Annotated in this window: 11 protein-coding genes; 8 read left to right on the forward strand and 3 right to left on the reverse strand. The window is 71.9% G+C overall.

Annotation, left to right across the window (positions count from 1 at the left end; genetic code table 11):
* Positions 1-61 precede the first annotated feature (61 nt).
* Complete coding sequence (locus OG985_RS24110) at positions 62-706, forward strand: hypothetical protein (RefSeq protein WP_371670415.1); 645 nt, start codon at positions 62-64, stop codon at positions 704-706.
* Between the two features lie 34 nt (positions 707-740).
* Here OG985_RS24110 and OG985_RS24115 read toward each other — a convergent pair whose 3' ends face one another.
* Complete coding sequence (locus tag OG985_RS24115) at positions 741-1,316, reverse strand: GtrA family protein (RefSeq protein ID WP_371670416.1); 576 nt, start codon at positions 1,314-1,316, stop codon at positions 741-743.
* 754 nt (positions 1,317-2,070) lie between these two features.
* Here OG985_RS24115 and OG985_RS24120 point away from each other — a divergent pair.
* The 7 genes from OG985_RS24120 to OG985_RS24150 all read left to right on the forward strand — a co-directional run bounded on the left by OG985_RS24120 (position 2,071) and on the right by OG985_RS24150 (position 11,691).
* A complete protein-coding gene (locus OG985_RS24120) occupies positions 2,071-2,880 on the forward strand; it encodes a DUF2797 domain-containing protein (protein WP_371670417.1) in 810 nt (269 codons plus the stop codon).
* Positions 2,881-3,032: 152 nt separating this feature from the next.
* Entirely contained in the window at positions 3,033-3,773 is a 741-nt protein-coding gene (locus OG985_RS24125) for a response regulator transcription factor (protein WP_371670418.1), read from the forward strand.
* Complete coding sequence (locus OG985_RS24130; protein WP_371670419.1) at positions 3,770-5,404, forward strand: ATP-binding protein; 1,635 nt, start codon at positions 3,770-3,772, stop codon at positions 5,402-5,404. The genes OG985_RS24125 and OG985_RS24130 overlap by 4 nt, the downstream gene beginning before the upstream one ends.
* Positions 5,405-5,418: 14 nt before the next feature.
* Positions 5,419-6,927 (forward strand): glycosyltransferase, encoded by a 1,509-nt coding sequence (locus OG985_RS24135; RefSeq protein WP_371670420.1) that lies wholly within the window; start codon positions 5,419-5,421, stop codon positions 6,925-6,927.
* Entirely contained in the window at positions 6,924-9,179 is a 2,256-nt protein-coding gene (locus OG985_RS24140; protein WP_371670421.1) for an ArnT family glycosyltransferase, read from the forward strand. The genes OG985_RS24135 and OG985_RS24140 overlap by 4 nt, the downstream gene beginning before the upstream one ends.
* Positions 9,180-9,274: 95 nt before the next feature.
* Positions 9,275-10,804, forward strand: coding sequence for an MFS transporter (locus OG985_RS24145; protein WP_371670422.1), 1,530 nt, complete (start codon positions 9,275-9,277; stop codon positions 10,802-10,804).
* 119 nt (positions 10,805-10,923) lie between these two features.
* Positions 10,924-11,691 carry a TetR/AcrR family transcriptional regulator gene (locus tag OG985_RS24150; RefSeq protein WP_371670423.1) on the forward strand — a complete coding sequence of 256 codons (768 nt, stop codon included), beginning with the start codon at positions 10,924-10,926 and terminating at the stop codon, positions 11,689-11,691.
* Positions 11,692-11,981: 290 nt separating this feature from the next.
* Here OG985_RS24150 and OG985_RS24155 read toward each other — a convergent pair whose 3' ends face one another.
* Together OG985_RS24155 and OG985_RS24160 are read right to left on the reverse strand one after the other, a co-directional pair.
* Positions 11,982-12,449: a PPOX class F420-dependent oxidoreductase gene (locus OG985_RS24155; RefSeq protein WP_371670424.1), complete on the reverse strand. Its 468-nt coding sequence runs from the start codon at positions 12,447-12,449 to the stop codon at positions 11,982-11,984.
* Between the two features lie 93 nt (positions 12,450-12,542).
* Positions 12,543-12,893: an STAS domain-containing protein gene (locus OG985_RS24160; RefSeq protein WP_371670425.1), complete on the reverse strand. Its 351-nt coding sequence runs from the start codon at positions 12,891-12,893 to the stop codon at positions 12,543-12,545.
* Between the last annotated feature and the right edge of the window lie 150 nt (positions 12,894-13,043).

A 13,043-nucleotide genomic window follows, 5' to 3' on the forward strand; every position in this document is an offset into this window, starting at 1 on the left:
CGACAGCCGCCGGTGGGTCCTCGATCGCGCGCCTCGCCTTCCCTGACCAAGGAGATCTGTCATGTTCCGCAGGGCCCCGGCAGGTCTGAGCGTCGTCTGCGCCGCGCTGCTTCTTCCGGTGACGGCCTGTACCTCCGCCACCAGCGATGCCGGTGTCGATGCCGGACAGGCGGCGCGAGGCACAGACTCCCCCGCGGCGGTGAGCGCCGTCGGCCGGACGGCGGGGACCGCGTCCCCTGCCGCGACCGATCCGGCCGCGACCGATCCGGCCGCGACCGATCCTGCCGGCGCCGATCCGGCCGCGACCGATCCCGCCGCGACCCAGTCCGCCGCGACCCAGTCCGCCGTGCCACCGCCTTCCCTGCGGAAGGCTCCCGAACCGGACGCGGGCCAGACGCTCGCCGGTCGCCGGAACGGCACGAACGGCAATGGCACCTTCTCGTTCGACGAGGGCAGGAAGGGGGACGCCCTCTCCTTCGAGGTCCGCTGCCTCGGCAAGGGGCGGATCGAGGTCCGGTCCTCCATCCGCGTGTCCTTCGGTCTGGAGTGCCTTGCCGATGAGGTCAGCACCGTCTACAACCAGTTCGACGTGACCGGGGTGGACCGCCGCGGGACTGTCTCCGTCGTGGCCCCCTCCACCGTCCGCTGGGCCATGACCGTCAGCCGTGGCGAAGCGGCTCAGGTGGACGGGCGCGACGGGAGGTAGACCGCCGGCGGACCACCGTCCGCGGACCGGCGGACTAACAGGTCGTGCCGGCCAGGGCGGGGCTGCCGGTCGGCCTCCACGCGGCGTGCTGACGGCCGTTGCTGTTGCCGGCACCGCCACCGCCGGGGCTACGGCTGATGCGACGGCCGGTGCTGCGGCTGTCGGTCGCGGGCCGGGTGGAGAAGACGAACAGGCGCAGCAGCAGGAAGCGGCCGATTCCGGCCAGGGCGGCCGCGCCGAGGTAGGTGGTCTGTTCCCAGGCCATGCCGGGGGACGGCCGTACCGCGTGCAGGAGGAACATGGCGGCGCAGGTCACCAGGTAGGCGGCCGTGGCGGAACCGGCGGACTGCAGGTGGCGGCGCCAGCCCGCACGCCGCCCGGTGCCGAAGGTGATGAGCGCGTGCAGCTCCGTGCACAGGAGGGTGGAGGCGACCGTGATGACGGCGTTCGCCAGGGCCCAGGTCATCTGCGTGGCGAGGAGGGGGACGGCGGCGCTGGAGAGGATGCCCACGCCGCCGCCGCAGCCGACGAACCGGATGAAGGAGGCGAGGGGGCCGGGGCCGGTCGGCGTCCGGCGTGCCGCGTCCTGGCCGGTGGCCTTCGTCTTCATTTCGTTTCCCTCCGGGCGGGAGCCTGTGCCCCCGAGACCTCTGATCGCTCTGACCGCTCTGGATCAACTGAGGTCTACGATCCCGTCGTTCGCCCGCCGGAACGATGGAGCCTCCTACCGGACCGGGGGTAGGGCCAGCTGCACCATCGGGCGGTGAACGGAGGCCGGGTCACCGCCTGTTGCGGTCGGCGTCCTGGTCCCGGAGCTCCTCGACGTACTTGTTCGCCAGGGTCGTCGTGCGGGTGAACCAGTCGAGCTGACCGCGGCCGTGTACGTGCCTGGTCCGACGTCCGACGTCCGACGTCCGGCTCCGGCTCGCGTGCGGGTTCGGGTTCCGGTACGGGTTCCGCGGCGCCGGACGCCGCCGCCGATCCGGTGGCTGAACCGGGTCGGTCCGGGCCGGAACGCCGTTGTCAGTGCCGGCGCCTACCCTCGGGAGCAATGGGACAGGCATGGAAGTGCTCGGGGCTGCGGTGGGCGGCGGACGGTCCCGTGCTGACCTGGGAGGGCGGCCGGCGCAGTGCGCTGACCTGGGGGAAGCGGGTGGCCTTCGGGGTCGCGGAAGGGGATGTGCGGTCGTGCCTGGGGGCGCGGGGGAACGCCTGTCCGGTGCGGGCGGCCGTGCCGGGGCGGAGTACGGGGGCGCGGTGCGAGCAGTGTGCGCGGCTGGACCGGGCGCACTCGGTGGCCGCGGACACGAATCGCCGACGACCCTCGGCCGTACCACGTGTATCTGGCCTGGTTCGGGCCAGGCATGGCCAAGGTCGGCATCACCGCGCTCGAGCGCGGCTCGGCGAGGCTGCTCGAACAAGGGGCCGTCTGCTTCAGCTGGCTCGGGGCCGGTCCGTTGATGGCCGCGCGGCGCACCGAGGAACTGCTGCGCGCCGCACTCGGGGTGCCGGACCGGATTCCGTACGCCGACAAGCGCGCGGTGCGGTCCGGGTTGCCGGAGTCGGCGGCCGAACGGGCAGCCGAGGTCACGGAGTTGCACGCACGGGCCGTGGCGCTGGCCGCCTGGCCGGAGTCACTGGAGCGTGCGCCCTGCCAAGTCGTCGACCATGTCGAGGTGTTCGGGCTCGCGGGCGTCCCGGCCGCGGTCGGGAGCGTGACCGAGCTTGCCCCGGGCGGTGTGGTCAGCGGCCGGCTGGTGGCGGCCGCCGGCCCGGACCTGCACCTCGCGACCGGAGTCGGGGCGACCGGAGCTGGGGTCACCGCAGCCGGAGCGACCGGAGGCGGGGCCACCGGCTCCGGAGCGACCGGAGTCGGAACCGCCGGAGTCGTAGGCACCGCCACCGGAGCCACCGGCACCGGACCCCCCGCCACCGGAGCCACCGGCACTGAACCCCCCGCCACCGGAGCCACCGGCACCGGACCCCCCGCCACCGGAGCCACCGGCACTGAACCCCCCGCCACCGGAGTCACCGAGCCCCGCGAAACCGTCGTCGTTCTCGACACCAGGCTGATGACCGGCTGGGAGCTGCTTCCCGTCGAGGCCGACGAACTGACGGTCCCCGTGAAGGAGTTCATGAAAGCGGTTGCCGTCGTGCAGGACGGACTGTTCTGAGCGCGGGTGCCCGAGTGGGCCGGACACCCGTTGCACAAGGGGCGGGGGCAAGGAATCCCCCAGGTGTTCCCTGAGAGCCGCCTGTGCGTTTCTCAGGAAAATCACAGATTGGTGAAAGCGTGTTCTCAGAGGACCCCGACAAGGTGTCCACCATGACCACGACCTCGCCCCAGGGGCGCACCGAACTGCTGAGGCCGGACGGGAGCCCCGTCCGCGTGCTTGTGGTGGACGACGAGCTGTCGATCACCGAGCTGCTGTCCATGGCCCTTCGCTATGAGGGATGGCAGATCCGGAGTGCGGGTGACGGGACGGGCGCGCTCCAGACGGCGCGCGACTTCCGGCCCGACGCCGTCGTCCTGGACATGATGCTGCCCGACATGGACGGGCTCACCGTCCTCGGCCGGCTGCGGCGCGAGCTGCCCGACGTGCCCGTCCTCTTCCTCACCGCGAAGGACGCCGTCGAGGACCGCATCGCGGGCCTGACCGCCGGTGGCGACGACTACGTCACCAAACCCTTCAGCCTCGAAGAGGTCGTGGCCCGGCTGCGCGGACTCATCCGCCGTTCCGGTGCCGCCGACCGGCGCTCCGACTCCGTGCTCGTCGTCGGTGACCTCACCCTGGACGAGGACAGCCACGAGGTGTCGCGCAGCGGCGACAACATCCACCTCACCGCGACCGAGTTCGAGCTGCTGCGCTTCCTCATGCGCAATCCGCGCCGGGTCCTCAGCAAGGCGCAGATACTCGACCGCGTGTGGTCGTACGACTTCGGCGGCCAGGCCAACGTGGTCGAGCTCTACATCTCCTACCTGCGCCGCAAGATCGACGCCGGGCGCGAGCCGATGATCCACACCCGCCGCGGAGCCGGCTACCTGATCAAGCCCGCCGTCTCATGAGCGGGCGACGACGGCCGCGACCGCAGAAGCGAGCAGGTAAGCCGCGCACCCTGCGGACCCGGCTCGTCGTCGCTTCGGTGGTACTGATCGCCGTGGTCTGCGCGGTGATCGGCACGGTGACGACGCTGGCGCTGCGGTCACACCTGTACGAACAGCTGGACGACAAGCTGCACGAGAACGCCATGCGCGCGGTGGGCGGCCGGATGGACGGCAAGAAGCCGCCCGGCGGTGGCGGGAGCCCGCCCGCCCACAACAACATCCCGGCGAGCGCCAAGGCCGCGAACTTCGTCACGCAGGTCCCGACGCAGCCCAAGACCATCGCCGCGTACGTGAAGAGCGGCAAGATCGTCAGTGCTGCCGTCGCCGAGCAGAAGAGTGACAGCAACGGCGTCTTCCAGGGCATGAACGCCGACGAACTCAGCGCCGCGCAGAAGGCGGCCCTCGCCTCCGTGGCCAAGGACGGTAAGGCCCACTCGGTGGACATCCCGGGCATCGGGGAGTACCGCGTCGAGTACGCCACCAACCCGGAAGGCAGCGACACGTACTACGTCGCCCTCCCCACCGACGACGCCAACAGCACCGTCAACACCCTGATCCTCGTCGAGCTCAGCGTCACCGCCGCCGGTCTCGTCGCCGCGGGCATCGCCGGTTACGTCCTGGTCGGCGTGGCCACCCGCCCGCTGCGCAGGGTCGCCTCCACCGCCACCCGTGTCTCCGAACTCCCCCTGCACACGGGCGAGGTGCACCTCAGCGAACGCGTCCCCGAGTCCGAGACCGACCCGCACACCGAGGTCGGTCAGGTCGGCGCCGCGCTCAACCGCATGCTCGACCACGTCCACGGCGCGCTGCACGCCCGCCAGCAGAGCGAGATGCGGGTACGGCAGTTCGTCGCGGACGCCAGCCACGAGCTGCGTACGCCGCTGGCCTCCATCCGCGGGTACGCCGAGCTCACCCGGCGCGGCAGAGAGCAGGTCGGCCCCGACACCCGGCACGCCCTGGGACGGATCGAGTCCGAGGCGGGCCGGATGACGTTCCTGGTCGAGGACCTGCTGCTGCTGGCCCGCCTGGACGCCGGCCGGCCCCTGCAGTTCGAGCAGACCGACCTCGTACCGCTCGTCGTGGACACCATCAGTGACGCGCGCGCGGCCGGCCGGGACCACAACTGGCGGCTCGACCTGCCCGACGAGCCCGCGCTGGTGTCGGCGGACGCCGCCCGCCTGCAACAGGTGCTGGTCAACCTGCTGGCGAACGCGAGAACGCACACACCGCCCGGTACGACCGTCACCGCCCGCGTGCAGCGGCGCGGGCCGTGGCTGTGCGTGGACGTCGAGGACGACGGACAGGGCATCCCGCCCGACCTGCTCCCGCGGGTCTTCGAACGCTTCGCACGCGGCGACTCCGCGCGCTCCCGGGCCACCGGCTCCACCGGTCTGGGGCTGGCGATCGTGCAGGCCGTCGCGTCCGCGCACCAGGGTGCCGTGACCGTCGACAGCGCCCCGGGACGCACCGTCTTCACCGTGCACCTGCCCGCGCTCGGCCCGCAGACGCCCCGTCCGGCGCCGGAAACGAATTGGCAATCGCACTCACAGGCACAGCACAGCGCTGCCATATGGGTACAACAGGGCGCCTGACCAGAGTCGTTGGTATGCGAACCGACTCTTCTCCCGGCACTCTGCCGGCGCGGGAGCACCTCCCGGCCGGAGACGCCGGTACGCCTGTCCTGGACGTAGTGATCCCCGTCTACAACGAGGAGAAGGACCTCCAGCCGTGTGTGCTGAGACTGCACGAGCATCTCAAGCGCACGTTCCCGTACGCGTTCCGCATCACGATCGCGGACAACGCGTCGACCGACACCACCCCGCGGGTGTCGGCACGGCTGGAGGCGGACATCCCGGAGGTCAGGGCCTTCCGGCTGGAGCAGAAGGGCCGCGGCCGCGCGCTGCGGACGGTCTGGTCCGCCTCGGACGCCCCGATCCTCGCGTACATGGACGTGGACCTGTCCACCGACCTCAACGCGCTGCTGCCGCTGGTCGCGCCGCTCATCTCGGGTCACTCCGACCTGGCGATCGGCTCCCGGCTGGCCCGCTCCTCACGCGTCGTACGCGGTGCCAAGCGTGAGTTCATCAGCCGCTCCTACAACCTCATCCTGCGCGGCTCGCTCCAGGCCCGCTTCTCCGACGCGCAGTGCGGCTTCAAGGCGATCCGCCGTGACGTGGCGCAGGCGTTGCTGCCGCTGGTGGAGGACACCGGCTGGTTCTTCGACACGGAGATGCTGGTGCTCGCCGAGCGGGCCGGGCTGCGGATCCACGAGGTGCCCGTCGACTGGGTCGACGACCCGGACTCGACGGTGCACATCGTGAAGACGGCGGCCGACGACCTCAAGGGGGTGCTGCGCGTGGGCAAGGCCCTGGCCACCGGTTCGCTGCCGCTGGACCGGCTCACCCGCCCGTTCGGTGACGACCCGCGCGACCGCGAGATCCAGGACGTGCCGAAGGGGCTGGCCCGCCAGCTCGTCGGATTCTGTGTCGTGGGCGCGCTCTCCACCCTCTTCTACCTGCTGCTCTACAGCGTCTTCCGGCAGTTCGGCGGCTCGCAGGTCGCCAACGCGCTCGCCCTGCTGGTGTCGGCGGTCGCCAACACCGCGGCGAACCGCCGGCTGACCTTCGGGGTGCGCGGCAGCGGCGGGGCCGTCCGGCACCAGGCGCAGGGCCTGGTCGTCTTCGGTATCGGCCTCGCCCTCACCAGTGGATCGCTCGCCGCGCTGAACGCGGCCACCAGCGATCCGGCGCACTCCACCGAACTCGCGGTCCTCGTCGCCGCCAACCTCGCGGCGACCGTGCTGCGGTTCCTGCTCTTCCGGGCGTGGGTGTTCCCGGACCGCAACGAGTCGACGGTGGTGGCCTCCCACCACCCGGACGCGCCCGCCCCGTCCTCCCCCACCTACCCGACGACACCGCCCGCCGGGCAGTACCCGCCGCTGTCGCACCGCCCGACGGCACACCCGTACTCCGCCGGCCACCCCACGCGCCCGCAGGCTCCGTACGACACGACCCAGTTCCGCGCCGGTGAAGCCGCGGACCGCACCTGGAGGGACGCGACCATGCAGCTGCAGCCGGTGCGCCCCACCGACACCGATCCGAGGGACTCCCGATGACCACCCACTACGACCGGACGAGCCAGCAGGGGGGACCGGGTCCCTCCTCGTGGGGGCCGCCGACAGGCGACACGGCCGGACCCGGCCCGAGCGGTACGGCTGTCCAGGAGCCCGTGGCTCCGCAGGCGCCGGCCCTGCCGCCCGCCCCGGATTCCGGCGAACCCGAGCAGCCCTTCGTACGCAGACTGTGGCGGGGCAGGCCCGAGGACCCCCGCTGGGTGCGGCCCGCGTTCCTCGGCCTGCTGCTGGCCACCGCGGTGCTCTACCTCTACAACCTGAGCGCCTCCGGCTGGGCCAACTCCTTCTACTCGGCGGCCGTCCAGGCGGGCAGCGAGAGCTGGAAGGCCTTCTTCTTCGGCTCGCTGGACGCGTCCAACGCCATCACCGTCGACAAGCCCCCGGCCTCGCTGTGGCCGATGGAGCTGGCGGTCAGGGTCTTCGGCCTCAACTCGTGGGCGATCCTCGCTCCCGAGGTGCTGATGGGCGTCGGCACGGTCGCCGTCGTGTACGCCTCCGTGCGCCGCCGGTTCAGCCCCGCGGCCGGTCTGATCGCCGGCGCCGTGCTCGCGCTCACCCCCGTCGCGGCGCTGATGTTCCGGTTCAACAACCCGGACGCGATGCTGGCGCTGCTGATGTCGGTCGCCTGCTACCTCGTCGTCCGGGCGCTGGCGGACGGCCGTACGAAGTGGCTGGTGTGGGCCGGTGTCGCGATCGGCTTCGCGTTCCTCGCCAAGACGCTCCAGGCCTTCCTGATCCTGCCGTCGCTCGCCCTCGTCTACGGCGTCTGCGCGCCGGTGAGGCTGAGGAAGCGGCTCGGGCAGCTGGCCCTGGCGACGGTGGCGATCGTGGTCTCCGGCGGCTGGTGGGTCGCGATCGTCGAGCTGTGGCCCGCGTCCTCCCGCCCGTACATCGGCGGCTCGCAGAACAACTCCTTCCTGGAGCTGACCTTCGGCTCCAACGGCCTCGGCCGCCTCAGCGGCGACGAGACCGGAAGCGTCGGCGGCGGTGGCGGGGGCGGCGGCACCGGGCAGTGGGGCGAGACCGGCTGGGACCGGATGTTCAACTCCGAGATCGGCAGCCAGATTTCATGGCTGCTGCCCGCCGCGCTGATCCTGCTCGTCGCGGGCCTGGTGGCCACCCGCAGGCTGAAGCGGACGTCGGTGACCCGCGGTTCGTTCCTCGTCTGGGGCGGCTCGCTGCTGATGACCACGGTCGTCCTCAGCTACATGGCCGGCATCTTCCACCAGTACTACACGGTGGCTCTCGCCCCCTACATCGCCGCCGTGGTCGGCATGGGCGCGGCGGTCCTGTGGGAGAAGCGCGGCGAGATCTGGGCGTCGATCACCCTCGCGGCCTCGGTCGTGGCGGCCGCCGCCTGGGGGTACGTCCTGCTCAACCGCACCCCGGACTACCTGCCCTGGCTGAAGTGGCTGGTGCTGATCGGCGGCCTGGCCGGCGCCCTCGGCCTGGTCTTCGCCGCCAGGGTGAGCCGTCGGCTGGCGCTCGCCGCGGTGGGCCTGAGCATCGTGGCCTCGCTGGCCGGTCCGACGGCCTACACACTGAGCACGGTGAACTCCGCGCACACCGGTTCCATCGTGACGGCCGGTCCGGCCGGCGCGAGCATGATGGGCGGCCGGGGCGGCGGTCCCGGTGGCGGTGGTGGCGGCTTCGGCGGCGGTGGCATGCCGGGCCAGGGCCAGAACCAGCAGGGCAACGGCAACACGCAGGGCCGGCAGGGCAACGGCTTCCCCGGCGGAGGCATGCCCGGCCAGAACCAGCAGAACGGCAACGGCAACACCCAGGGCCAGAACCAGCAGGGCGGTACGCCCGGCGGCCAGACCGGTGACGGCGGCGGGATGGGCGGGGGCGGCGGTGTCGGCGGCCTGCTCAACGGCGCCACCGTCAGCGCCGAGGCCAAGAAGCTGCTGGAGACCGACTCCGGCGACTACACCTGGGCCGCCGCCGCCATCGGCGCCCAGAACGCGGCGAGCTACCAGCTCTCCACCGGTGAGCCGGTGATGGCGATCGGCGGTTTCAACGGCACCGACCCGTCTCCCACGCTGGCGCAGTTCAAGAAGTACGTGGCGGACGGAAAGATCCACTACTTCATCTCCAGCGGCTCCGGCGGCGGCATGGGCGGCAGCAGCGACGGCACGTCCTCGCAGATCACCTCGTGGGTCGAGAGCACCTTCAAGAAGGTCACGGTCGGCACGGCCACCTTCTACGACCTCACGCAGGAGGCGAGCAGCTGACGTTCGGGTGCGGAGGAGGGCGGTGACCGAGGGGTCGCCGCCCTCCTCCGTATTTCTGTTGTACGGCGTACAAGAGTCGTTCTGCGGTGTACAGCATGTCCGCCTCCGAAAGCACCGCAGGCCCCCCAGCCGCCGCAGGCACCCCAAGCGGAGTGGGCCCCCAGGGCCACCCCCAGCGCTGGCTGATCCTCGGCGTCATCTGCCTCGCACAGCTCACCGTGCTGCTCGACAACACGGTCCTCAACGTCGCGATCCCCTCGCTGACCCGGGAACTGGACGCCTCGACCTCCGACATCCAGTGGATGATCAACGCGTACTCACTGGTGCAGTCCGGCCTGCTGCTCACCGCGGGCAGCGCCGCCGACCGCTACGGCCGCAAGAAGCTGCTGATCGCCGGCCTGGCCCTGTTCGGCGCCGGGTCGCTGCTGGCCGGTCTCGCCTCCACCACCGGCCAGCTGATCGCGGCGCGAGCCGGCATGGGTGTGGGCGGCGCGCTGCTGCTCACCACCACCCTCGCCGTGGCGATGCAGATCTTCGCGCCCGGCGAGCAGCCCAGGGCGATCGGCATCTGGAGCGCGGTCAACGCGCTGGGCTTCGCGGCCGGCCCCCTCATCGGCGGGTTCATGCTGAACCACTTCCGGTGGGGCGCGATCTTCCTGATCAACCTGCCCGTCGCGGCGCTGGGCGTGGCGGCCGTCGTGGCGCTCGTCCCCGAGTCGAAGAACCCGCGCGGCGACCGCCCCGACCTCCTCGGCGCCCTGCTCTCCACGATCGGCATGACCGCGCTGGTCTACGCGATCATCTCCGGCCCCGGGCACGGCTGGACCTCGGGGCGGGTCCTGGTGACGGCGGCCGTCGCGGTCGTCGTCCTCGCGCTGTTCGCGTACTGGGAGAGCCGCATCCCGTATCCCATGCTCGACCCGCACTTCTTCCGCGACCGCCGGTTCACCGGTGCGGTGGCCGGTGCGGTGCTGATCACCTTCGGCATGGGCGGCGCCCTCTTCCTGCTCACCCAGCACCTGCAGTTCGTGCTCGGCTACGGCCCCCTGGAGGCGGGCCTGCGCACCGCGCCGCTGGCCCTGACGGTGGTGGCGCTCAACTTCTCCGGCCTGTCGGCGAAGTGGACGGCGAAGCTGGGCACACCGGTGTCGATCGCGCTGGGCATGGTCCTGATGTCGGGCGGCCTGGTGTCGATCGCGACCCTCGCCTCCGGCGGATACGGCGGCACCCTGCTCGGCCTCCTGCTGATCGGAGCGGGCTGCGCGGTCGCCAACCCGGCGATGGCACACGCGATCATGAGCGCGATACCGCCGGACAAGGCGGGCGTCGGCGCCGGGGTCAACGGCACGCTGGCCGAGTTCGGCAACGGGCTCGGGGTGGCGGTCCTCGGCGCGGTGCTGAACTCCCGCTTCGCGGCGCTGATTCCGATCGCGTCGGCCTCGCTGCCCGCGGCGCTGGCCTCGGCGTCCACGGCGGCGGAGCGGAGGCGTGTGACGGACGCGTTCTCCACCGGTCTGGAGACCAGCCAGTTGGTGGGGGCGGTGGCCGTGCTGCTCGGCGGACTGGTCGCCGCGGCGTTGCTGCGCAGGGCGGAGCGGGCACACTCCGAAGTGGTGGTCGCCTGAGAGGGCGGTGGCCGGGCGGTCGTGCGGCTGTGGGTTCGTTGTGGCTGGTCGCACGGTTCCCCGCGCCCCCGGAGGCTTGCTTAAGCTGACCGGCGTCGGAATGTCGAGGAAGGTGCGCCATGGTGAAGGCAGCCCAGCGGGCGGCACGGACCAGTGTCTGGCTGGAGGGCAAGGCGCGCCGGGGCGGGCGGGGCGGCGGGCAGCCGTCGGGGCTGGACCGGGACCGGATCACCGAGGTCACGGTCCGGCTCCTGGACGCGGAGGGCCTGGACAAGTTCTCCATGCGCCGGCTCGCCGCCGAGCTGAACGTCACGGCGATGTCCGTCTACTGGTACGTCGACACCAAGGACGACCTGCTCGAACTCGCCCTGGACGCCGCATTCGGCGAACTGCCCCTGCCCGACCCGGACGCCGGCGACGAGGACTGGCGCGACCAGCTGCGGACGCTGGCCGCCGGGTACCGCGCGCTGCTGGTGCGCCATGCCTGGCTGTCGCCGCTCGCCGGGCGCTACCTCAACATCGGCCCCCACTCGCTGGCGTTCTCCCGCCAGGTCCAGCGCGTCATCCGGCGCACCGGACTGCCCGCACACGGTGTCACCGGCGCCATCTCCGCCGTCTTCCAGTTCGTCTACGGCTACGGCACGATCGAGGGCCACTTCTTCGCCCGCGTCGCGGACGCCGGGGTGACCGCGGACGACTACTTCCGGCAGGCCATGAGCGCGGTGGTCGACTCCCCGGACACCGCGGACGTCGTCCACGAGTCCAGGGACATCATGGCGGCCCGCGGCGGCGACACGGTCGCGGAGATGCTGGACCGCGACTTCACCTTCGCCCTGGACCTGCTGGTGGCCGGGATCGAGGCGATGGTGAAACGGTCCGAGACCTGATCACCCGAAGAGGAAACGGTCCGGCTCATTGCGAGCACTCCGCCGAACCGGACCGGGCTTCCGGCGGGCCCGCGCAGCCTTCGACCTGCCGTGCCCGCCGGTGGGCAGGTGGTGGTCGGTCGCGCGCGCGGTCGCCGGGGCCTTCGGTGCGCCGCCGAACCGGACCGGGCTTCCGGCGGGCCCGCGCAGCCTTCGACCTGCCGTGCCCGCCGGTGGGCAGGGGGTGGTCGGTCGCGTGCGGTCCCCGGGGCCTTCGGTGTGCTGCCGAAACCAGGCTTCGCCGGGTCCGCTCAGCCCTCCACCAGCCGCGCCGGGAAGCCGCCGGTCGCGACCGGTCCCCACCGCTCCGGGGTGATCCGGATGATCGACTTGCCCTGCTTGACCATGGCCGCGCGGTACTCGTCCCAGTCGGGGTGCTCACCGGCGATGTTGCGGTAGTACTCCACGAGGGGCTCCACCGAGTCCGGGGTGTCGACGACCTCGGCGGTCCCGTCGACCTGGACCCACGGCCCGTTCCAGTCGTCGCTCAGCACGAGGAGGCTGACCCGGGGGTCACGCTTGGCGTTGCGCGTCTTGGCCCGCTCGGGGTACGTCGAGACGACGATCCGCCCCGAGTCGTCGACCCCGCAGGTCAGCGGCGACCCCTGCGGGCTTCCGTCGGCCCGCCGGGTCAGCAGGATGGCGTGGTGCCGGGGCCGTACGAAGTCCAGCAACTCGTCCAGCGATACGGCGGTGTTGGTCGCGATGTTCGGTGCCATGGGCCCAGCCTAGGCCGTGCCCGACAATCCGCCCGTCGGGAAGGGTCGGACGAGCCGGTGCCGCAAACAGGCGACGTTCGCCCCGTCGCGAGGCTAGACACAAGAAGCCAGTGCCTCGGTGAGGTTGTCGTAGACCGGGACGTCGCGGCGCAGGCCGGTCAGTTCGAGGACGCGGCCGGCCACGCTGCCGGGCGCCGCCACGACCCGCACGCGCACCCGGGGCCGTACCCGGCGCCGTACGTCGTCGATGAGGCGGACGCCCTGGGAGTCCATGAACCGGTTCTCGGACAGATCCAGGACCAGGACCCGCAGTCGCCCGGCGCGGGCGTCCACGGCGGACATGACGTGCGCGAACAGGGCTTCGGCGTTGGCGAGGTCGATGTCCGAGGGCAGGGCGAGCACGGTGCGGTCGGGCAGATTCAGCGGTTTCGGGATCAAGGTCACGGGTCTCACCTGGCAGACGTCCGTCCGGATTCCGGTAGGCCGCTTCCTGACCTGTCGGGCCATTCCACCACGAGCGCGCAGGAGTGCGGAAGCGAGCGGCTAAAGTGCTGTCTGTCCTGTGCTCGCAGTCGGGAATGTGCTGCGGAGCTC

Source organism: Streptomyces sp. NBC_00289 (genome assembly GCF_041435115.1).
Lineage (GTDB): Bacteria > Actinomycetota > Actinomycetes > Streptomycetales > Streptomycetaceae > Streptomyces.